Source organism: Shewanella halotolerans (genome assembly GCF_019457535.1).
GTDB classification, from domain to species: Bacteria; Pseudomonadota; Gammaproteobacteria; order Enterobacterales; family Shewanellaceae; genus Shewanella; species Shewanella halotolerans.
Genome location: NZ_CP080417.1, coordinates 3,668,661 through 3,695,148, shown reverse-complemented (window position 1 = coordinate 3,695,148; position 26,488 = coordinate 3,668,661). Strand labels below are relative to the sequence as shown.

At 56.2% G+C, this 26,488-nt stretch carries 16 protein-coding genes; 9 read left to right on the top strand and 7 right to left on the bottom strand.

Going from position 1 to position 26,488, the window contains the following annotated elements:
- The first annotated feature begins 25 nt into the window (after positions 1–25).
- Positions 26–1,222, top strand: coding sequence for a chromate efflux transporter (gene chrA / locus K0H81_RS16060; protein ID WP_220058973.1), 1,197 nt, complete (start codon positions 26–28; stop codon positions 1,220–1,222).
- A 34-nt stretch (positions 1,223–1,256) separates the two neighbouring features.
- Here the strand turns inward: chrA and K0H81_RS16055 are convergent, their stop codons facing one another.
- Genes K0H81_RS16055 through K0H81_RS16040 form a run of 4 tightly spaced genes read right to left on the bottom strand, consistent with a single transcriptional unit; the run spans position 1,257 to position 4,414 of the window.
- Positions 1,257–2,495 (bottom strand): ATP-binding protein, encoded by a 1,239-nt coding sequence (locus tag K0H81_RS16055; protein WP_220058972.1) that lies wholly within the window; start codon positions 2,493–2,495, stop codon positions 1,257–1,259.
- Positions 2,492–3,196, bottom strand: a complete 705-nt coding sequence (locus K0H81_RS16050; protein ID WP_220058971.1) for a response regulator transcription factor — start codon at positions 3,194–3,196, stop codon at positions 2,492–2,494. Before K0H81_RS16050 ends, K0H81_RS16055 begins: the two co-directional genes overlap by 4 nt.
- Positions 3,193–3,588 (bottom strand): DUF3019 domain-containing protein, encoded by a 396-nt coding sequence (locus tag K0H81_RS16045; protein WP_220058970.1) that lies wholly within the window; start codon positions 3,586–3,588, stop codon positions 3,193–3,195. Before K0H81_RS16045 ends, K0H81_RS16050 begins: the two co-directional genes overlap by 4 nt.
- Complete coding sequence (locus K0H81_RS16040; protein WP_258406316.1) at positions 3,578–4,414, bottom strand: MipA/OmpV family protein; 837 nt, start codon at positions 4,412–4,414, stop codon at positions 3,578–3,580. The genes K0H81_RS16045 and K0H81_RS16040 overlap by 11 nt, the downstream gene beginning before the upstream one ends.
- A gap of 739 nt (positions 4,415–5,153) precedes the next feature.
- Between K0H81_RS16040 and K0H81_RS20335 the strand changes: the two genes are divergently transcribed.
- Together K0H81_RS20335 and K0H81_RS16030 are read left to right on the top strand one after the other, a co-directional pair.
- Complete coding sequence (locus K0H81_RS20335) at positions 5,154–10,271, top strand: S8 family serine peptidase (RefSeq protein ID WP_220058968.1); 5,118 nt, start codon at positions 5,154–5,156, stop codon at positions 10,269–10,271.
- A 334-nt stretch (positions 10,272–10,605) separates the two neighbouring features.
- Complete coding sequence (locus K0H81_RS16030; protein WP_220058967.1) at positions 10,606–12,270, top strand: methyl-accepting chemotaxis protein; 1,665 nt, start codon at positions 10,606–10,608, stop codon at positions 12,268–12,270.
- Between the two features lie 130 nt (positions 12,271–12,400).
- Here K0H81_RS16030 and fdhF read toward each other — a convergent pair whose 3' ends face one another.
- Both fdhF and K0H81_RS16020 read right to left on the bottom strand, forming a co-directional pair.
- The gene (gene fdhF / locus K0H81_RS16025) at positions 12,401–16,633 is read right to left on the bottom strand and encodes a formate dehydrogenase subunit alpha (protein WP_220058966.1); all 4,233 of its coding nucleotides are present in this window, start codon (positions 16,631–16,633) and stop codon (positions 12,401–12,403) included.
- A 265-nt stretch (positions 16,634–16,898) separates the two neighbouring features.
- Positions 16,899–17,879 carry a pentapeptide repeat-containing protein gene (locus K0H81_RS16020; protein ID WP_220058965.1) on the bottom strand — a complete coding sequence of 327 codons (981 nt, stop codon included), beginning with the start codon at positions 17,877–17,879 and terminating at the stop codon, positions 16,899–16,901.
- A 189-nt stretch (positions 17,880–18,068) separates the two neighbouring features.
- On the opposite strand from K0H81_RS16020, the gene prfB reads away from it, so the two are divergent.
- The 3 genes from prfB to K0H81_RS16005 all read left to right on the top strand — a co-directional run bounded on the left by prfB (position 18,069) and on the right by K0H81_RS16005 (position 23,460).
- Positions 18,069–19,167, top strand: a protein-coding gene (prfB, locus tag K0H81_RS16015) for a peptide chain release factor 2 (protein ID WP_186300663.1) whose coding sequence is annotated in 2 segments (ribosomal slippage) — positions 18,069–18,143 and positions 18,145–19,167 — 1,098 coding nt in all. Because the reading frame shifts where the segments join, the coding sequence is not laid out codon by codon here.
- A 12-nt stretch (positions 19,168–19,179) separates the two neighbouring features.
- Positions 19,180–20,682 (top strand): lysine--tRNA ligase, encoded by a 1,503-nt coding sequence (gene lysS / locus K0H81_RS16010; RefSeq protein WP_144203950.1) that lies wholly within the window; start codon positions 19,180–19,182, stop codon positions 20,680–20,682.
- Between the two features lie 297 nt (positions 20,683–20,979).
- Positions 20,980–23,460, top strand: coding sequence for a sensor domain-containing protein (locus tag K0H81_RS16005; RefSeq protein ID WP_258406315.1), 2,481 nt, complete (start codon positions 20,980–20,982; stop codon positions 23,458–23,460).
- A 39-nt stretch (positions 23,461–23,499) separates the two neighbouring features.
- Here the strand turns inward: K0H81_RS16005 and K0H81_RS16000 are convergent, their stop codons facing one another.
- On the bottom strand, positions 23,500–24,048 hold the full coding sequence (locus K0H81_RS16000) for a pseudouridine synthase (protein WP_258406466.1): 549 nt from the start codon (positions 24,046–24,048) through the stop codon (positions 23,500–23,502).
- 318 nt (positions 24,049–24,366) lie between these two features.
- Here K0H81_RS16000 and nagB point away from each other — a divergent pair, with 318 nt between their 5' ends.
- The 3 genes from nagB (at position 24,367) to K0H81_RS15985 (ending at position 26,321) form a co-directional block, all read left to right on the top strand.
- A complete protein-coding gene (gene nagB / locus K0H81_RS15995; protein WP_220058963.1) occupies positions 24,367–25,173 on the top strand; it encodes a glucosamine-6-phosphate deaminase in 807 nt (268 codons plus the stop codon).
- Positions 25,174–25,449: 276 nt separating this feature from the next.
- Entirely contained in the window at positions 25,450–25,986 is a 537-nt protein-coding gene (locus K0H81_RS15990; RefSeq protein WP_220058962.1) for an SRPBCC family protein, read from the top strand.
- 17 nt (positions 25,987–26,003) lie between these two features.
- Positions 26,004–26,321, top strand: a complete 318-nt coding sequence (locus K0H81_RS15985) for a cupin domain-containing protein (RefSeq protein ID WP_144203946.1) — start codon at positions 26,004–26,006, stop codon at positions 26,319–26,321.
- Positions 26,322–26,488 lie beyond the last annotated feature (167 nt).

The window sequence follows — 26,488 nt, the reverse complement described above, 5'->3', positions numbered from 1 at the left end:
GCGCGCGTTGACGGAGGATGACAACTTGGGCGAGGTATTTAAGCAGTTTCTGCTCCTGGGGCTGATGAGCTTCGGCGGGCCGGCGGCGCATATCGGGTATTTCAAGCGGCGCTTCGTCGATGAACTTGGCTGGCTGGACGCCGAGCGTTTTGGCGCCATCGTCGCCATGAGTCAGGTGATCCCCGGGCCGGGCTCGAGCCAGGTGGGTTTCGCTATCGGCCATCACAAGGCGGGACTTTCCGGCGCGCTCGCTGCCTTCCTGGGCTTTACCTTGCCCTCATTTCTGCTCCTCTACCTCATGGCGGTGGCTAGCCTGAGCTGGCTGGATACCAGCTGGTTTCAGGGACTGATCCACGGCCTCAAGCTGATGGCGGTCGTGGTGGTGACGGATGCCGTGCTGAGTATGTTCAATCAGTTCTGTCGTCGCGGCGCCACCCGGCTAATTATGATGCTCTGCGCCTCGTTCACCCTGTTTGTCGGCACCCTGGCCAGCCAGCTAGGCCTGTTGATCTTGGTCGCTGTCATCGGCGCCGTCTGGCTGGCACCATCGGCGCTTCAAGGTCTTGAGCAGGATACAGGGCAGCAAGGTGCGAAGGGAGGAGAGGGCGGCTTACGGCCGCAGATGCTGCCGCTTATGCTATTTATCCTGCTGTTTGGTCTGTCGCTCTTCTGGCTAGGGACTGGCCATAGCCTGTTTCAGTTGTTTGCCCAGTTTTATCAGGCGGGTGCCCTGGTGTTCGGTGGCGGTCATGTGGTGCTGCCGCTGCTGGAGGCGAGTGTCGGCCAGCAGCTGACCAGCGAACGTTTCCTGACGGGTTATGCCCTGGCTCAGGCGGTGCCTGGCCCCATGTTTACCCTGGCGGCCTTTCTCGGCGCAGAGTCATGGCTGGAGTCGCCCCTGCTGGGGGCTCTGGTGGCAACGCTTGCCATCTTCCTCCCGGGATTCTTGCTGCAACTCTCCTTGCTGCGCAGCTGGCATGGCCTGATGGGGCGGGCGAGATTTCGCGGCGCCATCATGGGAATCAACGCCGCCGTGGTAGGCTTGCTGCTGGCGGCGCTTATCTCGCCTGTGATAGCCAGTGCCATCCTCGCCTGGCCCGATGCGCTGCTCGTGTTAACAGGATTAGCCTGGCAAGTGCGTTATCGGCCCAGCATTCTCATGCTGTTACTAGGCTTCGCGCTGGCGGGGATGCTGTTCGGCGTGCTGGGTGGGCTTTTTTAGGATGAGACAAGTTTAACGGAGCGGCGAGCCGAGTCTATTTTGCTGGCCGATTGCGCCAGAGCAGGGTGAGGCTGGCACCGCCTAGCTCTTCGGACTTAGCCACCTCTAATCGGCCCTGATGCCAGATGGCGATCTTGCGTGCTATGTAGAGCCCCAGGCCGTAGCCTGAGCCGTCGGACTGTTCCTTGTCCCTTGCAAAAGCGGCCAGCAGCTGTTTGCCCTTGCCTTCGAAACCTGGGCCATCATCTTCAACGGTTATCTGACACAGATCGCCTTCGCAGATAAAACGCACCAGGATGTTCTGCTTGGCGAAGCGCAAGGCGTTCATGATCAGGTTTTGGGTGGCTATGCTCATTGAGCTGGCGTCGAATACCGCAAGCCTGTCGTCGGCAATAAAAGTGATGCCTATCTTGTCCTGGTAGAGGGCAAACTTCTCTTCTAACTGGTCGAGGAAGGCTTGGGTGCTGACGGCCTCTTTCTTTATCTGCGCCTCCCTGTGTTCCAGCTTGGCGAAGGAGAGGTAGTTGTTGGCCAGCTGCTCTATCTCGTCGATATCGGCGTTGAGTCGCTGCCAGTATTTCTCATCCAGCTCCGCCTTGCTCAGCTGCAGCGCGAAGCGCATGCGCGCCAGAGGCGTCCTGACTTCGTGGGAGATGGTGCGCGACAGCTCCTTGTGCATCTGCAGGAAGTCGACGATCTGCACAGTTACCTCATGGAATACCTTGGCCAGGGGATAGATGGCCGAGCGCTTGTTGATCGTCTGCTCCATCTTTCTTGGATTGGCTCCGAACTCCACCGCGGATGCCTGCAGCTGGGAGAGATCCCGAAACAGGGGCCAGATCAGCAGCAGCGCCAGACAGCCCAGGCTGGCGTATAGGGCGAAGATGATAAGCTCTGTGGGCACCGCCTGAGTGGGCTTGCGCAGCACAGGGCCGAAGGCGATCACCTTGGCCGGCTCTTTGTTGTTTGAATCGCTAATCTCTGGGGCCTGGCGGTAGTAGTAGGTCTTGCCGCCGCTCAGGGTGAGGGCGATGGTTTCGCCGCCATCCAGTTTATCGGCCAGGTCCTGGGGCAGCGCCAGTTCGTCGCGGGAGAGTTGGCGGAACAGCACGCTGTTGTCCTCTTCGCTCAGGCCGCGAAACACGCTGTCGACATCTATCTGGTAGGACTCCACCTGGTGCTGCATGGCGCCGTGGATCTCGCTGAAAGACCAGATGATCAGGGCGCTGCTTAAGATCAGCAGGGCATAGAGACGGTAGAATTGAAACTTCATCCCTTGTCCGAGAGCTGGGGCTGATAGTTAAACAGATAGCCCTGGCCATGCACCGTCTTGATGGTGAGGCCGTCTATCTGATAGCTGTCTATCTTCTTTCTCAGGCGGCTGATCTTAAGATCGATTGCCCGATCGAGGCCGTCGTAGGGGCGGCCCACATACTGCTCGAACAGGTATTCGCGGCTGAGCACCTTGCCCGGGTGCTGGGCGAAGATCCATAGCAGGTCGAATTCCTGGGTCGTCACCTTCTGTGGGCGGTCGCCTATGGTCAGCTGTTGATGGGTATGATCTATGGTGAAATCGTGCAGAGTGACGCTCTGTGGCGGCGCCTCGCTGGGGAGCTTTCTCAGGTTGGCCTTGATGCGAGCCACCAAGAGTTCGGGATTGACCGGCTTGACGATATAGTCGCTGGCGCCCAGCTCTAAGCCCTTTATCTGTTCCTGCTGGCCGTCGAGGGCGGTCATGAAGATGATCACGCATTGGTAGCGCGCCTGTAGCTCGGCGAACAGGCTGAAGCCGTCGCTGTCGGGTAGCATGATGTCGCAGATGATGAGATCGAACCTTAGATCGGTGGGCAAATTAGCCACCGCCTGGGCCGATTCGCTGTGGGTCAGGTCGAAGCCTTGCTGTGTCAGGTAGAGCAGGGTGAGCTCCGCCAAATCCAGATCGTCTTCAATCAGGAGAATCTTAGGTTTGCTCATAACAGGTTCCAGTTGAGTCCTCGTCGTTTGCGAGTGTTAACGGGCTGATAGGTGGCGATCTGTATGGTCACCTCATCGAGCACCTTATTGTTGAGATCTTTGATCAGTACCTGGGTATCCTTGGTGAGCGTCAGCTCCAGCAGGTGATCCACGCTAAGGCGATCGAAGCACTGCTCAGGAGCCTCCTTAAGGGCTATCCAGATACAGGTTTGTTCCAATGCCTCGAGTTTATAGCTGATCTTGAGCGTCATTTGACAGGGCGTGCCGGCCTCGAGTACTGCACAGGTCTTGGGCTTAAAATTGACCTGAGTGCTGTTGGCCTGGCTGTAGAAGCTGGTGGCCAGGGCCAGCAGTAACATGCACTGTATCAGCTTGATGGCATTAGAAGGCATAGCTGACTCCGATGAACCCAGACAGGTATCCATCCTTCTCTATCATGAGGTTCTTAGTGATCTCGTCTCCTAACCAAGTGTAGGTGATAATGGCTACAAAATTAATGTCTTGCCACAGGGGCACATTGACGACGCCGCTGGTGTGGTAGTTGATGGCCGCCGACTGAGGTTGCTGCACCCGGCTGCGGCCCAACTCCTCCTCGGTGAAATGGTAGTAGTAGCTGATCAGCTGGCTGCTCTTGCGGATCGCGCCCACCTCGAACCCTAGGGCCCCCCAGGAAAATGCCATGCTCTTCTTGGCCTTAAGATGGATCTCGTTGCCCTGGTGGACGCCGCTGATGTCGTGAAAATAGCCCAGGGTGAAATCGCTGTAGGGGGTGAGCCAGGTGGTGCTCAGTCCGCCGAGATAGGAGATGTTGCGTTCGATCGGCACCTCGGGGATCGCCGGGCCGAATATCGGCTGCTTGTTGGGTTTAAAGCCGAGGATGTCGCTCAGGAAGACCTTGTTCCAGCCGTCGAGTTCGAAGAAGAAGCCATCTTCGTTCAGGCGGGTCTGTAGATCGACCAGCAGGCTATCGGACTCATACAGGCTGTAACCCAGAGTGAAATTTTCCACATAGAAGCGGTCGTCATAGTAGGACCAGCTAGGCAGAGCGTAGGTGGTGATATCGTCTGACTTGGCCCTGGGGTTCTCGATTCCGCCATAGCCTAAGGCGAGGGTGAAGTGAAATTCGCCCGTGGTAATGTCATCTATCTGCTCTTCGGCCCTAGCCTCGTACAGGAAAAAAACCGTGAGGAAAATAAGACCGGACAAGAGGTACTTCATGGCCTTCATCCACATCCTGAAACTGAAATTAGCATCTAAAACCATCTCAGGTTAAAAGTCTGTAAAAATATATATAAGTGTACAAAATGCTACATGCCTTGGAGAAATTTTTCGAGTAGAGGCTTTGGGTTAGCTCATATCGAATCCCCAAGAGCTGCCGCTTGCCAAATTTCAGCTTGGCAATTTTAAGCTTGGCAAATCTGCGCTTTCGCTTTGCTGGCATCCTTGATCGACATCAGTGCTCGAAATCAGAGTCATCCGGTCGATTTTTTCACTCATGGTGAGTCCGCTGAGCGACTCGTGTCTATTGAATGGATAATCATGCTTCAACCTCTTAACGCCGCCAGAGCATAACATCATTTTGCTATGTGGCAAGCATGGGGATAAGAAGGTGATGCTTCACACTTGCCTATCGGTTGTGCTGTGCGTCGCCTTACTTTTGTAGCGGCTTTGTTATCATGCTTTGTTTCGAGCGATTTTCGGTGGTGATGTTTTATTTGGTTGTTTTTAAATGATTTTGTTTGTATTTGAAGTTTTTTGGATAACTCTGGTCTGACCTGGCATCTTCAAAAAACACCGAGTGTTAACCAAATGTTTGTTTTTTAACAAAACTACAAAATGCTACACCAAAGCTATCCACCTTAGTTAAGCCATCATGATTATATGTTAGTCCGCTGGTGAATAAGTATGCAAACAACAAGCTTCATCAGGGCATAACTACAAAAAAGGTGGAAGTTCCATGAAGGTGAAAACATTAGTAACAGCCGTGGCAGCCGCACTCTACAGTGCCGGTATGGCCCATGCGGCGATACAGCCGGGTAAGGTCGAAAGACTCGAGCCGCTGAAGATCACCGCCGAGCAGGCGAAAAAACTCAATGCCGGTAGCACGCAAGAGGTTAACCTGTTGCAAAACGATGGCCTGAACGTTCAGATCAGCCATCAGAACCAGAAGTTCGTTGCCGAAGAGGGACTGACTGGTGAGCACGTCTACATCGTCAGGCTCTATCAGAAGCCCTTGGCTCAGGCGGGCGCTAGTCTGCTGGCTCAAGGCGGTGCCGAGCGTAGTGCTGTCAAGGCTAAGCCTGGTGAGGCTAAGTTGTTTGTGGCCGGTCAGCCGGTTAACCGCGAGATCAAACAGTACCGCGACCAACTGCTAAGCAAGCAGCAGGCAGTCATCTCTGAGCTGTCGGCTACCCTGGGCGATCGCCCTGTGCGCCAGCAGTTTACCAATGCGGTCAACGGTTTCTCTATGACCATGACCCAGGAGGAGGCGCAGCGTGTTTCTCAGATGGCAAGTGTCGCCTCTGTTCGTCGCTCTAAGACCTATGACCTGCTGTCCGATGTCGGCCCAGAGCTGATCGGCGCCGACAAGATCTGGACAGGTACTGTGACAGATTCGGTTCCCTACAAGGGGGAGAATGTGATCGTCGGTATTATCGATACCGGGGTGAACACAGACCACAGATCTTTTGCCGATGTGGGCGACGATGGCTATGACCATCAAAACCCTTGGGGGGCGGGCCAGTACGTGGGTGACTGTCTCAAAGAGGGCTTCGAGGGCATGTGTAACGACAAGCTTATCGGTGTGCGCTCATACCCAGTGATCACAGATTTTTTCACCAGCGGTGAATATGGCGATACCCGCCCAGCCGTGGGTGAAGACTACCAGGGCCATGGCTCTCACGTGGCCTCGACCGCCGCGGGTAACGTGCTGCTGGATGTGGATTTCGTCAATCCGGCGCCAGGCGCGGTTAACGATGGTAGCGTAGTCAAAGAGGCACTCTTCCCGCGCATGAGCGGTGTGGCGCCTCACGCCAACATCATCTCTTACCAGGTATGTCACCCATCGAACGAACTCAACCCAGGCTGTCCGGGTGAAGCCCTGATCGCCGGTATCGAAGATGCCATCAGCGACGGCGTCGACGTGATTAACTTCTCTATCGGTGGCCAGGATTCTCACCCATGGAGCGACGACGTCGAGCTAGCCTTCCTGTCGGCTCGCGAAGCCGGCATCTCAGTTGCGGCTGCGGCGGGTAACTCGGGTCAGCCAGCAGGCTACAAGGAATACTTCGGCGCTATCGATCATGCCTCGCCTTGGCTAATGAACGTGGCGGCGAGTACCCACTCTCGTGAGATCTTGGTTGAGACCAAGCTGGTCGATCCTATGGGTGGCGATGAAGCACCACGTTGGAGCGAGATCGTCGGCGGCGCGGTAAACACCAGCTCGGTGACGGGTATGGTGGTTAAGGCCAGCGACTATGGCGACGAGTACTGCGGTGAGCCGTTCCCGGCTGGCACCTTCGATCTGACCGACGCCGATGGCAACCCGACCGATGTGATCGTGGTGTGTAAGCGTAACGATCTGAACGATCCTAACGGTATCGCCCGTAGCGCCAAGGCCAACAACATCCTGGCTGGCGGCGCCGATGGCATGATCATGTACAACTACGCCAATGCCGACAGTATTGTGGCGACGGCAGCCTATTCTGTGCCAAGCATACATATCACCAAGCAGGAGTGGGATGGTCGCTGGGACAACGGCATGTCAGGTTACGGCCTGAGCGACTGGCTGGCCAAGGGTAGCAACCATGTGCTAACCATCTCTGAAACCACAATCGATCGCGACCTGGATCCAGAGCGCGCAGACTGGTTGGCGGCCTTCTCGTCACGCGGTCCTAGCCCATCGACCCCAGAAGCCCTTATCCCTGCGGTTGCGGCCCCTGGCGTTAACATCTACGCCGCCTTTGCCGATGAGCATCCATTCGTCTCTGGTGGCGCATCCGGTGATTTCGCCTTCCTAAGCGGTACTTCTATGGCCTCGCCACACGTTGCCGGTGCCATGGCGCTGCTCAAGCAGGCCAAGCCGAGCTGGAGCGCTACCGAGATCCAATCTGCGCTGGCGATGACGGCGGAGAACAAGGTGCAATATCACAGACTCAACGACGAGAACGGTGATGTGGCACTAGCGTCTACCTACCGTGCCGGTACGGGTCGTATCAACGTGGCTAACGCCGCCAAGGCCGGTTTCATCATGGATGAAACGGTTGAAAACTTTAAGGCTGCCGATCCGCAAAATGGCGGCGCGGTGCACAAGCTGAATATTCCTCAGCTGGTGAACTTCGAGTGTAAGCCACAGTGTCAGTGGATCCGTACCATCAAGGCGACAACCGCCGGTAGCTGGAGCGTGACCCATGACGACGTGATGAACTGGGCCTTCGATTCTCGTTCACAGATGGCGCAAAATGGTGTGTCTATCAAGGTGACTCCGAGCGAGTTCACCCTGGAAGCGGGTGAAACCATGGATATCGTGGTCGAGGCATCGATCATGGATACCCAGGATTGGTTCAGCAACGCGGAAGTTGAGCTGCACTCTAACCTGATCTTCACCGAAACCAGCGGCGCGGCGTCTGAGGCGCACTGGCCAGTGGTGTTCAAGTATGACAAGAACGGCATGCCAGGACGTCTGGCGGCAACGGCTCACCGCAATGATGGCAATGCGATCATCAAGGGGATCAGCCTGCCGGAAGGCGACAATATCCAAGGTCGCATCTTCGCGCCTGTGAAGGCGGATGTGAAAACCATCACGCTGCCGAAGGATAACGATGCTAGCTTCCCTTGGAGCAGCAATGCCGATCAGAGCGTGCCGATGGAAGAGCGCTTAGATGAGGCGACCCATGTGGAGATGATTCAGGTGCCGGCTAATGCTCGTCGTCTGATGGTCGAATCTTTCGGCACCACAGAGAGTGGCTTGGAAGGTACCTTAGAGAAAGGTAACCTGCTGGTGTACGTGGGTAAGGACTACAACGGCAATGGCAAGGCGGATCCGTTCGAAGAGCTATTGTGTGTCTCTAACCACATCCAGTACGACAACTTCTGTAACATCAACCAGCCGGAAGAGGGCCAATACTGGGCAATTTTCTACAACCCAAGAAAGGGCTCGGCGCAGAACAACTACCACGACTTCATGGAAGAGACCTTCCAGTTCGCGACAACCGTTGTGACCGACAATGTTGCCTCAGACATGAGCGTGGACGTGCCTGCCAGCAATGGTCAGGATCCGGTGGATATTCAGGTGAACTGGAACCTGCCTGAGATGGTTGAGGGCGATGTTTACTACTCACTGATTGACTTTGGTACCTCAGAGATCAACGCCGGCAACATAGGCAAGGTCGCCTTCAAGCTTGAGCGTGGTATCGATGATGTGCATCTGGATGTACCGCAAACCGGTGCCCATCTGGGTGAGCAGGTGCCTTTCACCTTCGAGGTGCAGCCTAATGACAGCGGCGCGGATCGTGCCTTCACCATTAGTGCCGACATCCCGGCAGGCCTGAGCCTGAATGTGGAAGATGTATTGACCTCATCTAAGGCGATAGTGACAGACATCAGCCTGGAAGAAGGTAAGCTGACCATCAGCGGTGTTCAACCTAATACCGTCGACCAGACGCCTAGCTACAATGTCACCACTAACCTGGAAGACGCCATGTGTCGTACGCCAGACTTTGGTAACAAGAATCCAGGTGGTTATGTTGACCTCGAAGAGTTCCGTATCTATCCGATCTTCAGTGGCTTCGCGCCGGTGGAATACGACGCCAACGGCCGCGCCGTTAATGGTAAGGACAACAACATCCTGAGCCGCAACGGTATCGTACTGCCAGTCGATGTGATCTTCGGTGGTCGTTATGACAGCTTCCATCTGTATAACAACAATGAAGCGCTCAATGTCGGTAAGCAAAATGCCCTGGATATTCATGCGCACGGCATCGTGTCGCTATGGGAAGGTCAGCCTTTCTTCTTCCCATACCATGACATCTTCCCGTATAACAGCTTCCCGTATGAGACGATCGGCATGTTGTGGCGTGGCTTCGAGGTACTGGATCCAAGTGCACCTAAGGCTATCTTGTCGGCGCCACTGGTCAACAACTTCAGCGAGCGTTCGGGCATCTCTATCGCCAGCACGCAAACCGGTTGGGGTATCCTGGAATACGATAACGCACGTACATACCTGCCTGCGGGTCGCGATGCAAACCGCGTCTATCAGTGGCAAGAGCTGGATGACAGATTCGATTTCGAGCTGATCTTCAACGTCAATACCCGTCACGGTGACGGCGAGTACGAGATGATGATGGCCTATGACAATCTGGACTTCGGTAGCCAAGACGGTCGTGGTTCTATCGGTATCCAAGGCTTCAAGGGCGGTGTCTATTCCTATGGTCCACTGAATGCCTACCTGGGTGAGCAGTTTAGCTACGGCGAGCTGGATAAGAAATTATCTGACGGTCTGGTGATCTGTTACGACTACGTGGGCCCTGAGTCTTCGCAGTTCGAGGTTACAGCCTGGACTCGCGTGAAAGACAGCGCTGCTGGTCAAGACCTGACGGTTAACGCCGTGAGCCAGGTCGAAGGCATGGCCGACATCAGCATGAGTCACACAGTCAGTGTTGCCTCTAACATCACCCTGGGCGCCATCGCCGACCAGAGTGTGGAAGAGAACACTAGCCTGGAAGGCATCGCCGTGATGTACGCCGATGAGCAAAACAGCGTTAACCAGATCACCGTTACCGGTGAGCACATTACCGCTGTGGTCGATGGCCATACCTCAGGTAGCGAAATCACCATCACGCCGGAAGCCAACTTCTACGGCGAAGTGGAAGTCACGGTTACCGTGAGTGATGTGGAAAACCCAAGCGATGCGGCATCGACCAGCTTCATGCTGACCGTTGAGTCTGATGGCGTCGAGCCACAGCCTGAGCCAGAAACCAAACCTGAAGTCGAAGAGAAAGACGATGGTGGCGCGCTCGGTTTCGCGGCCCTGATGCTGCTGATGTTTGCCGGCCTGCGCCGCAAGCTAGCGCGCTAATCAGGTCAAGGTGTCAGGCGGTTTGCTATTGAGCCGCCTGATACTAAGCCGCCTCATACTAAGCCGGAAAGTGAGTGTGTAAAATTTGTGCTTAGCCGTCGGAGTGACACCTAAGTACTATTTGTTAGCACTATCTGTTAGCACAAACCAATTACTGAAGTGATTGCCAGTATTCCAGGGATGGAATGCTGGCTTTTTTTATGTTAGGCGGAAATTTCGGGCAAGTTGGCTAAGATTATTGATCTACTACAATTTATCTAGCATTAAGCACTGACACTGGTACTTTTTAGCTATATTTTACTTACAAATGTAATAAACCCTGTTGGAGTGGAACATGTGGCAATTAAGAATGAAAAATAAGCTGTTGGTATTTGCTCTCCTGCCCCTGATTTTGAGTTTTATCTTTTTAGTTTCAATCACCTATAACCTGGAATCTAACTCCCTCGAAGAGAATATGTCGACCTTCAAGGCGAGCCTCTATAGCGAGCGTAAGGCGCAGCTCAAGGATCAGGTCGATATCGCCCTGGATATCGTCGAGCATCAGCTCTCCCTGGGGACGGCGGGCGATGTGAACAAGGCGCTGCGTAACGTGCGCTTCGGCACCGCCGGTTACTTCTTCATTTATGATTTTGACGGCTTCAACCGTTTCCACGCGGTCAAGCCCGCGCTGGAGGGCACGGCGCAGATCGGCATGACAGACCCTAACGGCAAGAAGATAGTTGTCGGCCTGATTGATGCCGCCAGAAGCGGCGATGGCTTCTTCAATTATGACTACTCCAAACCTGGGGTCACGGGCCTGGTGCCTAAGATAGGCTATGCCGCAACCGTGCCGGGTAAAGATTGGATCTTGGGCACAGGTGCCTACACCGACGATATCGACGCCCAGGTGGAGAGCTATCGTGAGGTGATGACCAAGCACATGAATGACAAGGCGATGATGATCATGCTCTTTGCATTGGTGCTGGTGGCGATCACCGCCGTGGTGATGCTGGTGGCCGCCCAACGCATGGTTAACCCCATTCACAACATGGTGCAGAACCTCGAAGATATCGCCAAGGGTGAGGGGGATCTGACCAAGCGCCTGGACGTGCAGGGCAGTGATGAGATCGCCATGCTGGGCCGCGCCTTCAACCAGTTTGTTGATAAGCTGCAGGGGATCATCAAGGATGTGGCCAGGGCCACCGTCGAGGTGAAGAGCGGCGCGGATAATATCTCCTCCCAGACCGCCGCCATGGCGCAGCAGCTGATCAGCCACAACAACGAGACGGATCAGGTGGTCACGGCGATCACCGAGATGTCGGCGACCGCCTCCGAGGTGGCCATGAGCACTACTCAGGTGGCCGAGGCAACTCAGGCGGCCACCCAGGATGTGGGTAACGCTCAGGAGTGCGTCGACAGCTCGCTGCATGAGGTCTCGACCCTGATGGCGGAGATCGATATGGCGGCCGGACATATCAACTCCCTCAACGAGCAGTCACAGAAGATCAACAGCGTGTTGAGTGTGATAGGTGGCATCGCCGAGCAGACCAACCTGCTTGCCCTCAACGCCGCTATCGAGGCCGCCCGCGCCGGTGAGCAGGGTCGCGGCTTTGCCGTGGTAGCCGATGAGGTGCGCAGCCTCGCCAGCCGGACACAGGCCAGTACCTTAGAGATCAACGAGATGCTGTCTGAGCTGCATAATCTGGTGTCGCTGGCGGTGAGCAGCATGGAGTCGAGCCAGCAGAGCTGTCATCGCTCGGTGACCTCGTCGCGGGCGATCTCAGATAGCCTGGGGGCGGTGACCTCGGCGGTGACCTCGATTAACGACATGAGTACCCAGATCGCCACGGCAGCCACAGAGCAGAGTTCGGTGACCGAGGAGATCAACCGCAACGTGTTTGCGATTCAGGAGATCGTCAACGAGCTGCTACAGGCCAGTAACAGCGCCTCGGATACCAGTCAGGGACTGGCCAACGAGGGGCGCAACCTGGATACCCTAGTTGGCCAGTTTAAGGTGTAGAGGGTCAGTTTAAGGTGTAGCGGGCAGTCTAAGGTGTAGCAGCCTGCTCGAAGCATTACGCTTAAGTTGCTTCGCCGCAAAGAAAAAGGCCACAACAGGAGTTGTGGCCTTTTTACTACGTCAGCTTGCCCTAAGACCAGCAGATCGCCTCGTTGGCCTTCTCGACCCTGACGGCGCAGATCTTAAATTCAGGGATCTTGGCCACAGGGTCCAGCACATTGTTGGTTAGCTTGTTGGCCGCCGCCTCGGCAAAGTGGAAGGGCAGGAAAAGCACTCCCGGCTGGGCGCGGCGCGTGACGAAGGCGGCGATGTTGATGCTGCCGCGTCTCGTCGACAGAGTCAGCACGTCGCCGTTGTTCACCCCCAGACGGTCGGCGTCGATGGCCGACATCATCACCCTGGGCGACCCCAGGGTATTGAGGCCGTCCGTCTTGCGGGTCAGGGTGCCTGTGTGGAACTGCTCCAACAGGCGCCCGGTGGAGAGGGTGAAGGGGTAATCTTCGCAGGGCAGTTCGGCCGGCAGGCGATAGCCGACGGGCGTCATCTTGCCGAGCCCGCGGGTAAAGCGCTCTTTATGCATCAGGCGGGTGCCCTCATGGCCAGGCTCTGGGCAGGGCCAATGTTTACCCAGCAGGCCTTGTGGCGTACTCGGGTCTGTGTCCTGCCAACCGATGCCACGGTACTGGGGCGTGACGCGGATCAGCTCCTGCCAGATCGATTCCTCATTCTCATAGCGCCAGTCGGCGCCGAGTGCCTTGGCGATATCTGTGATGATCTGCCAGTCGCGGCGCGCCAGGCCTGGGCTGTTAATCGCCGCCTGCAGGCGCTGCACCCGGCGCTCGGTATTGGTGAAGTGGCCTGGCTTCTCGGCGAAGCTGGCGGCCGGCAACACCACGTCGGCCAGCTGGGCCGTCTCCGTCATAAAGATATCCTGGACGATCAGCAGCTCGGCCGACTCCAGCCCCTGCATCACATGGGCCTGATCGGGATCGCTCAGCACAGGGTTTTCCCCCATCACATAGAGGGCCTTGAGTCTGCCGTGGGCCAGGGCGTGCATCATCTCGGTAGCCGCCAGGCCTATCTGTTCCGGTAGCCACTCCTGTTGCCAGGCTTGTCTGAAGGCGGCTTGCACCTCGGGGTCGGTGACCTTCTGGTAGCCGGTGAAGTAGTTGGGCAGGGCGCCCATGTCACAGGCGCCCTGGACATTGCTCTGGCCCCGCAGCGGGTTGATCCCCGCGCCCTCGACGCCTATGTTGCCGCACAGCAGTTGCAGGTTAGCGATGGCGGTGACATTGTCGTGTCCCGAGGTGTGCTGGGTGATCCCCATGGCGTAGTAGATGGCGGTCTTCTCTGCCGTGCCTATCATGCGCGCCAGATGCGCTATCTCATCGGCGTCGACGCCTGTGATCTTGGCGGCGTTACTCAGGCTATAGTCGTCCTTCATCACCTCGGCGCGAAGTGCGTCGAATCCTTCTACGCGTCGGTCTATATAGTCCTCGTCGTGCCAGCCCTGCTTGATGATCTCCTGCATGATGGCGTTGAGCAGCATGACGTCGCTGCCGGGGCGGTGACGCAGGTAGAGCTCGGCGCTGTCGGCGATGCTCACCCGTTTGGGGTCGGCCACCACTAGGCGGGCACCGTGTTGGTTCACCGCCTGTTTGATCTTGGAGGCGATGATGGGGTGGGCGGCCTCGGTATCCGAGCCCAGGATGAAGATGAGATCCGAGGATTTTATCGACGGAATATCATTGGTCATGGCGCCGCTGCCAAGGCTTTCTTGCAGGGCGGTGACCGTCGAGGCATGACACAGGCGGGCGCAGTGATCTATGTTGTTGGTGCCGATGACGCTTCTAAACAGCTTTTGGAACAGATAGTTGTCTTCGTTGGTCGCCTTGGCCGAGGCCAGGCCGGCGATGGCGTCGCCGCCATGTTCTGCCTTGATGCGATCTAGCTGGGTGCCTATGTAGTCGATCGCCTCATTCCAGCTGACCTGCACCAGCTCGCCATCTTTGCGCAGCAGCGGCTGGGTCAGGCGTTGCTGGCTGTTGATGAAGTCGAATCCGAAGCGGCCCTTGACGCAGAGCATCCCCTCGTTGACCTGGGATCGGTTGTCGCCCGATACCCGTTTGATCTCGCCCGTTAAGGGATCGCTGTGGATGATGACACGGCAACCCACGCCGCAGTAAGTGCAGACGGTGGAGGTCTGTTTCAGCTCATGTTTAACCCCCTGACGCTTGTCTCTGGCATCGGTCAGTGCCCCTGTGGGGCAGACCTGGATACAGTTACCGCACTGCACACATTGGCTGTCGGCCATGGTGGCGCTGAACCCAGCGCGAGGCGCCTGGCGAGTGTGCGAGGCGGCCATCTCCTGGGGCAGGGCTAGATAGCTGTCGGGCTCGAAGCTGATCGCTTGATGGCCAGACTGCTGGCGGCACATGGCGACGCAGGCACCGCAGCTGATGCAGCGGTTGGGGTCGAAGTTGATAAAAGGTGTGCTGGCATCTTGGGTAAAGGCGCGGTGGCCCTGTTTATCGAGCGCGGCGCCATCGACACGGTACTCGGTGGCGTAGTCCCGCAGGGCACACTCAGTGTTGGCCTGACAGCCACACTCCAGGCAGCGGGCGGCCTCGAGCATCGCCTCCTCATCGTTAAAGCCAAGTTCAATCTCGTCGAAATTATCCAGGCGCTTGTTGATGGCGAGTTCCGGCATTTTGGCCTTGGCCTGTAGCAGACGGGCAGGGAAGTGACGGCTGTCTGGCTTCTGCTCATCCTGCTTCTGGGAGTTGAAGGGCGCGGGTGTCAGCTCACAGCTCAGCTCGCCGCTCAGCAGTTTCTCGATGGCGTTAGCCGCCTTGCGACCATCGGCCACTGCGGCGACTGCCGTGGCGGGGCCGGTGCGCGAATCCCCAAGCACGAACAGCTTCTCCACCCCTGATGACATAGTATGTTCACAGCCGGAGAAGGTGTTCCAGCGGGTCAGGGCCACCTCGCCGGTGGAGAGCTGGCTCTCTGGATGCTCGAGGAAGGTCATGTCCGGTGTCTGGGAGACCGCCGGGATAACCGTATCGAACGCCTCGGTGAAGGTCTCGCCCGTGGCCTGGGGTGAGCGTCTGCCGGAGGCATCTGGCTCGCCCAGGCGCATCTTCTCGAAGGTGACGGCATTGATACGGCCATTGGCGTCGCCATGGTTTTCGATGGGGTTGGTGAGGAAATAGAAGCGCACACCCTCATGTTCGGCCTCCTCTATTTCATAGGCCTCAGCCGGCATCTCGTCGCGGGTGCGGCGATAGAACAGGGTCACCTCGGCGCCCTTGCGCAGCGCGGTGCGGGCGCAGTCGATGGCGGTGTTGCCGCCGCCGATCACCGCCACCTTCTGGCCCGTGTGGTAGTTGTTGTCTGTGCAGTGATCCTTAAGGTAATCCACGCCTAAATAGCAACCTTCGAGGTCTACACCCGGGTAGTTCATGGGCACCGCCTTCTGGGCGCCGATGGCGAGACAGACGGCGTCGAATTGGTTGACCAGCTCCTTGAGGTGGATGTCTCGGCCGAGGCGAGTATCTGTCTGTATCACAAGGCCATTTTGACACAGGAGGTCTATCTCTCTGTCCAGGATCTGCTTGGGCAGACGGTACTCGGGAATACCGTATCTTAGCCAGCCGCCCGCCTTGGGCATGGACTCGAAAATGGTTACCTCGTGACCTGCGTTAGAGAGGTAGTAACCCGCGCTGATCCCCGCCGGGCCGCTGCCTATGATGGCGACGCGTTTGCCGGTAGCGGGCGCCTTGGGCGGCACATAGGTGTCTTCACTGTCCAGATCCAGATCGGCGGCGTGACGCTTGAGCTGGCGAATGGCCAGGGGCTCATCCAGCTCGCCGCGGCGACAGGCCGATTCGCAAAACGCCGGGCAGACACGGCCGATAGAGAGCGGCAGCGGTAGGGTTTGTTTGATCACCTTGACCGCTTTCTTGTGGTTGCCCTGGGCGATATGCAGCAGATAGGACTGCACGTCTACGCCGGCCGGACAGGCCTGTTGGCAGGGGGCTTCGCAGTCGGCGAAGTGGTCGCTCAAAAGGTGTTTCAGCGCCGCTTGGCGGCGTTTGCTGAGGGCGGCCGAATGGGTGATCACCTCGAGCGGTGCCTCGACCTGTGTCTTACAGGCCTTGACTGTGTGAAAGTCGCCCTTTTCGTCGCGTACCTCGACATAGCAGAGGTTACAGTCTTGTTTGCCCGCGAGTTTGTCGTCCAGTTGCTTGCCCAGATGACATAAATTAGGGATCGCTATGCCTGCGGCCTTGGCACAGGTGAGCAGATCTTCGCCCCGGTTGGCTTTGACGACCTGGCCGTCGAAGGTGAGTTCTATCATGGTAGGGACCTTTTATTAGAATCTAAGCTTGAGCTTGGCTACCTTGGTCTCGTCGATGATTTTTTATGGACTGCCTATGGGTAAAGAGGCTTATCGTAAATTAGCGAAACAAGGTTTGCTTGAGTATACCCAGAGGCTTTTTCACCACAGGTCTTAGTAGTGATTTTTTGTGCTGCATTTGCAGTGCTGCTCACAAATTGTGCTGAGTTTGTTGGCTTGCACCGTGGCGGAATTAGTGTGATTTGAGGTGGATCACACTCTGGTTTTAGCGGGTCATCTTCTTAACGAACACCACCACGAACAGGGCGATGGTAAAGCTGCCGGTGAAGGCCTCGACGGCAGCGATGGCGCGGGAATAGCCAATGGGGGTGAAGTCGCCATAGCCTAGTGTGGTGAAGGTGACGACCGAGTAATAGATGCAGTTGAAGAAGAGTGCCAGGTTGGTGGTGAGATCGTTTTGCCAGTTGAAGACATGAATATTGTCGTCATAGTTGAGACCGGTAAACAGATAGAGCAGGGCGCAGACGAAGATGAGCCCCATGGAGAAGCCGATCACCCTAGTGGGCGCCTCGCCATAGCCGCAGAAGATGTCGATCATCTTGGAGAGGGCGCGGGAATAGCTGTATTTGGGCATCTGATGGCGGCGCATGGTGAGCTCTTTACGCAGGTAGTCGCCGCCCATGGCAAACAGACCTTCACGCTCGGCGGCCTTGCGCAGATCCCGGTAGATCTCCTCTGCCTGTTCGAAATAGTCGAGGGCGATCTCGGTTTCGCCCACTCTCTCTGCCTCGTTGGCCAGGCGTTCCTGCCTGAGGAGCTTACCGGTATTGATGTTCTCTATCTTGGCGCCGTTCCACTTGATCCCCAGCAGGTTGGTGCCCACCAGATTGGCGCAGTGAACATTGGCCTCACGTAGATCTGCCTTCATCAGGCTGGCGTGTTGCAGGTTGAGGTTAAACATGTGCGCCCCCTGCAAATTGGCGCGGTACAGCTCGGCGTGGCTCATGTCGAAGCCTGTCTTCTGATGGTGCCTCACCAGATCGATGCCGGGCAGGTTGGCACGCTTGAGGGAGATGCCCCGCAGCATGCCGCCGTTGCGGGCGAAGGCCTCCAGACGGGCGACATCTTCCGGCTTATCTTTAATGATTTTAGGATCATGCCAATAACAGAGCCCTGAGGCTTCGGCTGGCTCGGTGCAGGAGAAACCTTCGTCTTCGTGATAGCAGCATTGGTTCGTCTGTTTCATATTGAACATTATAGCCAGCCTGTCGAAAAGGGGTGGGGATTCTCCCGTCGAGTCATTGGGAGCAATAATGCTGTTTTTTGCGATGAAATTCGCTCAATAAGACTGAGTGTGCCCCTATGCGAATTGGGGCGATTGCGTTAAAATACCGCGTTTGCATTCCTGCCAATCGAATTTTAAGTAGAAAGAGTCATGTTTGAAGTAAATCCGGTTAAATTTAAAATCAAGGAGCTGGCCGAGCGCACCCAACTTCTTCGGGGGTATCTTTGACTACGATGCCAAGAGTGAGCGTCTAGAAGAAGTCAGTCGAGAGCTAGAGAGCGCCGACGTTTGGAACAATCCCGATAATGCTCAGGCCCTGGGTAAAGAGCGCGCCTCTCTCGAGGCCGTGGTCAAGACCATAGACGATATGGACAGTGGCCTAGAGGATGTGGAAGGCCTGCTGGAGCTGGCGGTCGAAGAGGAAGATGAAGACACCTTCAACGACGCCAACAGCGAGCTGGCTGGTCTAGAGAAGCGCCTGGAAGAGCTGGAGTTCCGCCGCATGTTCTCGGGTCCGAACGACGCCTCTGATTGCTACCTTGATATTCAATCGGGTTCTGGTGGTACCGAGGCTCAGGATTGGGCCAACATGGTGCTACGTATGTATCTGCGCTGGGGCGAAGCCAAGGGCTATAAGCCTGAGCTTATCGAAGTCACCGACGGCGATGTCGCCGGTATCAAGGGCGCCACCATCAAGTTTACCGGCGAGTACGCCTTCGGGTCGCTACGCACCGAAACTGGGGTACACCGTCTGGTGCGTAAGTCGCCGTTCGACTCCTCGGGTAAGCGTCACACCTCGTTCTGCTCTGTGTTTGTCTATCCGGAGATCGACGACTCTATCGAGATCGATATCAATCCGGCGGATCTGCGCATCGACGTTTACCGCGCCTCGGGCGCTGGTGGTCAGCACGTTAACCGTACCGAATCTGCGGTGCGTATTACCCACTTGCCGACCAATACCGTGGTGCAATGCCAGAACGATCGTTCACAGCACAAGAACAAAGACACGGCGATGAAACAGCTGAAAGCTAAGTTGTTCGAACTGGAAATGCATAAGCAAAACGCCGAGAAGCAAGCCGCTGAAGACGCCAAGTCTGATATCGGCTGGGGCAGCCAGATCCGCTCTTACGTGCTGGACGATGCCCGTATCAAAGATCTGCGTACCGGCGTGGAAAACCGTAATACCCAGAGCGTCCTCGACGGCGATCTGGACAAGTTTATTGAAGCTAGCCTGAAATCTGGCCTTTAACGAGAGAAGAAGATGACTGAACAAACTCAAGACGAAAACAAGTTAATTGCAGAGCGCCGTGCCAAGTTAGATCACGTTCGCGCTTCTTGCCCTGCTAACGGTCACCCGAACAACTTCGATCGAAAACATAAGGCTGCCGACATCCAGGCCGAGTATGGTCAATACAGCAAGGAAGAGCTGGAAGAGATGAATGTCCAGCGTTCTATCGCCGGTCGTATCATGGCTAAGCGTGGTCCCTTTCTGGTGATCCAGGATGTGAGCGGTCGTATCCAGGCCTATGCCGGTAAAGACGTTCAGAAAGATCTTAAGGCCAAGTATCAAGGTCTGGATATCGGTGACATTATCGGTGTTACCGGCCAGCTGCACCTGTCTGGCAAGGGCGACCTCTATGTCAACATGGAAGAGTACCAGCTGCTGACCAAGGCGCTGCGTCCCCTGCCCGAGAAGTTCCACGGCCTGACCGACCAGGAGACCCGCTACCGTCAGCGTTATGTAGATCTCATCGTGAACGAAGAGTCACGTGCGGCCTTCATCATGCGCTCTAAAGTGGTAACCGCTATCCGTAACTTCATGGTAAGCAAAGAGTTCATGGAAGTGGAAACCCCTATGATGCACAGCATCCCGGGTGGTGCCTCTGCGCGTCCTTTCATTACTCACCACAATGCGCTGGATATCGAGATGTACCTGCGTATCGCGCCTGAGCTATACCTCAAGCGTCTGGTGGTAGGTGGTTTCGAGCGCGTGTTCGAGATCAACCGTAACTTCCGTAACGAAGGCCTGTCGCCACGCCATAACCCAGAATTCACCATGATGGAATTCTATATGGCCTATGCCGACTACAAAGATCTGATGGATCTGACCGAAGAGATGCTCTCGTCAATCGCCAAAGATCTGCTGGGTGATACCAAGCTGCCATACGGCGATCACACTATCGACTTCGGCGGTCCATATGAGCGTCTGAGCATGCTGGATGCGATCAAGAAGTACAACCCAGACAACGAGACGATTCAGTCTATGACCTATGAAGAGGTTAAAGACGTCGAGTTTATGCGTAACCTAGCCAAGAGCCTGGGCATGACTATCGAGAAGTTCTGGACCTGTGGTCAGCTGCTGGAAGAGATCTTCGGTGAAACCGCCGAGCCTAAGCTGATGCAGCCTACCTTCATCACTGGCTACCCGGCCGATATCTCGCCGCTGGCCCGTCGTAACGATGAAAACCACTTCATCACCGACCGTTTCGAGTTCTTCATCGGTGGTCGCGAAGTGGCCAACGGCTTCAGCGAGCTGAACGATGCGGAAGATCAAGACAAGCGCTTCAAGGCGCAGGTAGATGCTAAAGATGCGGGCGACGATGAAGCCATGTTCTATGACGCCGACTACATCACGGCGCTGGAGCATGGTCTGCCACCGACTGCCGGTCAGGGTATTGGTATCGACCGTCTGGTGATGTTGTTTACCAACACTCACACCATTCGTGACGTGATCCTCTTCCCGGCGATGCGTCCTCAGGGATAAGCAGGCAACGCTTAAGAAAAAACCAGCCTCAAGGCTGGTTTTTTTATCTGCGGCATTTGCAGTTAAAATGACCGTCTGAGATGGAGTTTTAGATTAAACCACTGATAAATTAATTGATTTCTAGTATAAGATGGGTTGGGCCGCTGCCTGCGCCATTTTTTGTCGGGACTAACACACTTTTGTTAAATTAAGGTTAATTTATCGCATTTGCAGGTGTCCATTGCGACTAATTGGCGATAAGCTAGCGTAAAGGATTCAGGGATAGTGACACTCGGTCGTCGCTCTCGGAGTAGGATAGTGATAGATATCAAGATTCCAGATGAAGCGTTACAAGATTGGCAGGAAGCGTTAGAGAGCTTAGCCCTGGCATTTGACGGCAGTCTTTTCCTCTTGGCCCTCACGGCCACTGATGGTCTGACGCCTCAGCTAAGCCTGTGCGATGACAATCAGGTCCATCGCCAGAGTATCGCCCAGCTATGCGCCCAGGGACTCAGCCTGTTTCGCGACTATATCGAACATCCTCATCATCCCCGTGCACCTGTGGATGTTGGCGGTATCATACTGCATCCGCTCTTCTGGCCTTCCCAGGCCCTCTATGGCGCCCTGTGTCTGGTGCCAAACGAACAGCCTAACCACGACAAGCGGCTAAATACCCAAGTCAAGCTGACCTGTCAGGCGATGCAATATACCTTGGTAAATCTCTATCAGACCCATCGTCAGCAGTTACTGGAGATAGCGCCGCAAGCGGCGCCGAATGTGGATCTGCAACTCTTTATCGACAGCCTGCCTGAGCATGTGTGGATGAAGGATGTAGCGGGTCGCTATGTGCTGATCAACCAGAGCGTCGAGATCGCCTGGGGACGCAGCAAAGAGCAGCTGCTCAATCGCACCGACGATGAGATCTTCTCCCCAGAGCTGGCCGAAGAGTTTGTTCAGGGGGACTATGAGTCAATCGTGCGCGGCGTGCAGGTGACGGCCGCAGAGTGCGAGGCTAAAGATATCGACCAGTCCAACTCTTGGTTGGAGACCACTAAGGTCCCCGTCGTCTCACCTGACGGCACTCTCGAAGGGGTGATCGGCATCTCCCGTAACATAACTTCCCATAAGGCGGCCCAGGAACAGCTGGAACTGGCGGCTAACATCTTCGAGAACTCGGTGGAAGGGGTGGTGATCACAGACGCCAACGGCAATATCGTCGAGGTTCATGGCGCCTTTACCGAGATCACCGGCTATAGCCGCGACGAGGTGCTGGGGGAAAACCCGCGCATCTTAAATTCTGGTCGTCACGACAAGGCCTTCTTCGAGCGTCTTTGGCGCTCGTTGCTGACCAACGGCAAGTGGCACGGCGAGATCTGGAACCGCCGTAAGAGCGGCGCCATCTATCCAGAGCAGCTTACCATCAGCTCCATGTATGGCGACGATCATCAGGTGCGCTATTTCGTCGCCGTGTTTGCCGATATCTCGGCCCAGAAGCAGAGCGAGAAGGAGCTGGCGCGGTTGGTGTACCACGACCCGCTGACCAAGTTGCCTAACCGTATGATGCTGTCGGCCAACCTGGAGCAGGAGCTGAGACACGCCGCCCGTGAAGAGACTGAGCTGGCGCTGATCTTCATCGACGTGGATCTGTTTAAACATATCAATGACAGCTACGGCCATGTGACCGGCGATGCCATCTTGGTGGAGGTCGCCAGACGCCTGGGACAGAAGCTGGGGGAAGAGGCGACTCTGGCTAGGCTGGGTAGTGATGAGTTTATCGCCGTCCTGCCCCATGTGGAGAGTGACGACAGCGTCTCCCTCATGGTGAGCCGGCTGCGCGAAGCCTTCGACGCGCCCTTCTTGCTGGATGACGAGGGCAGCGTGCGCCTCACCGCCAGCATGGGGGTGGCCATCTACCCGGGTGATGGCGAGAGCGGCGACACCCTGCTGCGTAACGCCGATACCGCCATGCACAGGGCTAAGGCCAATGGCCGCAACAACTACGCCTTCTATACCCAATCTTTAACCCTGGCCTCGGTGGAGCATCTCAAGCTACAGAGTGCGCTGCACGATGCCATCAACAAGGATGCCTTCTACCTGGTGTACCAGCCCAAGTTGGCGCTGAGCACGGGTCAGTGTGTCGGCTTCGAGGCGCTGCTGCGCTGGGAAGACCCACAGCTTGGCACTATCTCGCCGGCCATCTTCATTCCGGTGGCGGAGAATATCGGTCTGATCAACGAGATAGGCCTCTGGGTACTGAAGCAGGCGGCCACCCAGGGCGCCCAATGGCTAGCCGAGGGCAAGCGTTTTGGTCGCATCTCGGTGAATGTTGCCGGGCCTCAGCTGCAGCAGAAACAGTTTTGCGCCCAGGTTAAAAGTGTGCTCGATGAGGCTGGGCTGCCGCCCGAATACCTTGAGCTCGAGGTCACCGAGAGCTGCATGATGTCCGATCCCCTGGCGGTGATCGAGGTGCTTAAACAATTGGGCGAGCTCGGGGTCGAGCTGTCGGTGGATGATTTCGGGACCGGCTATTCGTCGCTGAACTACCTGAAGCGCCTGCCGATACATAAGCTGAAGATAGATCAGTCCTTCATCCGTGATATTCCCAGAGACGGCAACAACACGGCAATCGCCAAGGCGGTGATCGCCCTTGGCCATGCGCTGAACCTCTGCATCATAGCTGAAGGGGTGGAGACGCCGGAGCAGGCGGCCTTCCTCGAGGCGGCGGGGTGCGATCAGGCCCAGGGCTATCTCTACAGCAAGCCAAGAGTGGTCGAGGAGCTGGCCGAGTTCTTAGGTTAGCCCTAGGGTTAGTATTTAGATTTGCTCTTGGGCTAGCGCCTAGCCTAGTGTCGCGAGCGGTTTAACTTCGCCTGGCTGCAACGCACCCAGGTGGATATCGCCTATGCGTACCCGCACCAGCCTCAGGGTGGCAAAGCCGACGGCGGCGGTCATCTTACGCAACTGACGATTCTTGCCCTCGGTAATGGTGATCGCCAGCCAGCTGGTAGGCCCGTGGCGGGCGTCTCTGATCTTGCGTCCCCGCGGCGGTAGGTCTGGCGCCTGGTCGAGGCGGCGCGCGCGGCAGGGTAGGGTGCGATACTTCTCGCCCTTGATGCCTATCTCAACCCCCTCGCAGAGCCTCAATATCGCCTGCTCCGTGATCTCGCCATCGAGCTGCAGATAATATTCTTTCTCGATCGACTTGCTGCGCACCGCATGGCTGGTCTTGCCATCAGTGGTCAGTAGCAGCAATCCCTCAGAGTCATGATCCAGCCTGCCGATCGCCATGATATCCGTTGGGAAGTTGGCCAGCTCACCAAGTAAAGGCTTACGTTTACGGCGCTCGCCGACAAACTGGCTCAGATAGCCGTAAGGCTTAAAGATCATGAAGTGTTGGGCAGGCGTGCTTGTTTGCCCAGTAGATTGCATCTGTTCTTGGGCTTCGCCTTGAGTCTGTTCAATTGAATCTGGGGTAACTTTTATAGGCGTGACTTTTGTTGGCATACGCGCTGACATGGGCTTCTCTGTGGTAATGGGCCGGGGCAGTTTACCACGAATGGCGCGGCGTTTTTATGGTCAGATTAATAATGACAACGCTGTCATTTGTGGTTATAGTAATGTTAATTTCTCTCATCGGCGCGTTGAGCTGCTGCTGTCAGCTGCCGTGAGAGGGCGTTAACTACCAGGGCCGAGACGAATCAAATCATGCAAATTGTTATTCTAAAAGATAGCGCCGAGGTGGCGGAATATGGTGCCAATCTCATCATCAATCAGCTTAAGCGTAAGTCGGACTCTGTGCTGGGGCTGGCGACTGGCTCGACCCCTGTGTCTCTCTATCAGCGCCTGGTGGCCGCCAATCAGGCGGGCGCCGTCTCCTTCAAGGGCGTGACCAGCTTTAACCTGGACGAATATCTGGGGCTGGAGGGGAGTCATCCCCAGAGCTATCGCTACTTTATGGATAGCCAACTGTTTGATGCTATCGACATCAATAAGGCCAACACCCATGTGCCGCCGGGGGATGCCGAAGATCCCATCGCCGCCTGCGAGGCCTATGAGGCGCAGATCCAGGCCGCCGGCGGCATAGATATTCAGCTGCTCGGTATAGGCCGCAACGGGCATATCGGCTTCAATGAGCCCTCATCTGGCTTGATGTCGCGTACCCGGGTCAAGACGTTGACCCAGGCGACTATCGAGGACAATGCACGCTTCTTCGCCGAGGGGGAATATCAACCCCACCTGTCGATCACCATGGGGATAGGCACCATTTTAGATGCCAAGAAGGTGCTGTTGCTGGCCACAGGTGAGAGCAAGTCCGACGCCATTCGCGCCGCGGTAGAGGGCGCCTTGAGCGCTGCCTGCCCGGCATCGGCATTGCAGCTGCATCGCGACGCCGTGCTGGTGATCGATGAGGCGGCCGCATCTAAGCTGGCCGACAAGGAGTTCTATCGTCATATCGAGGCGGAGAACCAGCTGCTGCAGGCCAGACTGGCGGCGCTCAAGGCTGGCGAGTAGTAACAGCTATTGGTAAACAAAGGGCGTCTCTCACTGGAGGCGCCCTTTCTGTTTTGTGGCGTTGCCATGGCAAGGCCTTGTTATTAATCGGCTCTTTGCTGGTACTAGGAGCTGGTACTAAGAGCTGGTACTAGGATCTGGCATTAGGAGCCGATGTTAGCTGCTAGTGCAGCTTTCCAACACCCTGATTTTTGACTATGTTATGACAGATACAACTAGGCCAGACCATTTTGTGCCAGCCACAAGGGGCATCGCCCGCCTGCTAAGGAACTCGCCATGCTAAAGAAACTCCTGATACTCGTACTCCTGCTACTCTCATCCCCCTTTATTGCCGCCCTGTTTATCGAAGAAGATTACCGTGTGGATACCCAAATCGTTATCGACAGACCGGCGGACCAGGTGTTCGACTTCTTGAGAAAGCTCAAAAACCAGGATCAATTCAGCGTCTGGGCCAAGATGGACGCGGCCATGGAGAAGAGTTATCGCGGCGAGGATGGCACAGTCGGCTTTGTCTCAAGCTGGCGGAGCGATAACCCAGATGTCGGCGCGGGAGAGCAGGAGATTATGGCTATCTTCCCCGGCAAGCGTATCGAGTATGAGCTGAGGTTTAAGATGCCCTTCGAGGCGGTCTCGCCCGCCTATATCACCACAGATGCCCTGGGGCCGAATCAGACCGAGGTGCATTGGGGCTTTAGTGGCCACATGGCCTATCCCATGAATATATTGCTGCCGCTGATGCAGGTAGATGCCATGGTGGAGCGGGATCTCAGCCAGGGGCTGAGTAACCTCAAGACCCTACTCGAGAGCATGTGAACCTGAGGGAGATGGTCATGGAAAAGCACAATATCTTTGCGTCCCTGCCGGAGGATCTCACCCTGGAGGTGTTCGAGCCCCTGGTGGATACCGGCGGCGTGTTGATCGAGCGTATCGTCTCTAAGGCCCATCGTACGCCAGAAGGACAATGGTACGATCAGGATAGAAACGAGTGGGTCATGGTGCTTAAGGGAGAGGCGACCTTAGTGTTCGAGGGTGCCGAGGTGGTGCACCTTAAGGTGGGCGATCATCTTAATATTCCTGCCCATTGCCGCCACAGGGTCAGCTGGACCAGTGAGCATGAGGAGACCCTCTGGCTGGCGGTGCATTACTGAATATAAGGCGACCGGCACTAGCAAAAGCCGATGCTCGAGTGGATTGTGAGCCTGATGAATGGCTAACTTGGTGAAAAAATGCGCACCTTAGAGGTGTTTTGTGAGCCAGGTCTGGTATAATCGCGCCCCTAATTTTTATCTATCTGTGATCTGATTCGAGACTCCTC

Excerpts from the sequence above, each read along its gene's own strand:
- K0H81_RS16055 (WP_220058972.1), bottom strand. The coding sequence starts at position 2,495 with ATGAAGTTTCAATTCTACCGTCTCTATGCCCTGCTGATCTTAAGCAGC.
- K0H81_RS16050 (WP_220058971.1), bottom strand. The coding sequence starts at position 3,196 with ATGAGCAAACCTAAGATTCTCCTGATTGAAGACGATCTGGATTTGGCG.
- K0H81_RS16045 (WP_220058970.1), bottom strand. The coding sequence starts at position 3,588 with ATGCCTTCTAATGCCATCAAGCTGATACAGTGCATGTTACTGCTGGCC.
- K0H81_RS16040 (WP_258406316.1), bottom strand. The coding sequence starts at position 4,414 with ATGAAGTACCTCTTGTCCGGTCTTATTTTCCTCACGGTTTTTTTCCTG.
- K0H81_RS20335 (WP_220058968.1), top strand. The coding sequence starts at position 5,154 with ATGAAGGTGAAAACATTAGTAACAGCCGTGGCAGCCGCACTCTACAGT.
- K0H81_RS16030 (WP_220058967.1), top strand. The coding sequence starts at position 10,606 with ATGTGGCAATTAAGAATGAAAAATAAGCTGTTGGTATTTGCTCTCCTG.
- fdhF (WP_220058966.1), bottom strand. The coding sequence starts at position 16,633 with ATGATAGAACTCACCTTCGACGGCCAGGTCGTCAAAGCCAACCGGGGC.
- K0H81_RS16020 (WP_220058965.1), bottom strand. The coding sequence starts at position 17,879 with ATGAAACAGACGAACCAATGCTGCTATCACGAAGACGAAGGTTTCTCC.
- lysS (WP_144203950.1), top strand. The coding sequence starts at position 19,180 with ATGACTGAACAAACTCAAGACGAAAACAAGTTAATTGCAGAGCGCCGT.
- K0H81_RS16000 (WP_258406466.1), bottom strand. The coding sequence starts at position 24,048 with ATGATCTTTAAGCCTTACGGCTATCTGAGCCAGTTTGTCGGCGAGCGC.
- nagB (WP_220058963.1), top strand. The coding sequence starts at position 24,367 with ATGCAAATTGTTATTCTAAAAGATAGCGCCGAGGTGGCGGAATATGGT.
- K0H81_RS15990 (WP_220058962.1), top strand. The coding sequence starts at position 25,450 with ATGCTAAAGAAACTCCTGATACTCGTACTCCTGCTACTCTCATCCCCC.
- K0H81_RS15985 (WP_144203946.1), top strand. The coding sequence starts at position 26,004 with ATGGAAAAGCACAATATCTTTGCGTCCCTGCCGGAGGATCTCACCCTG.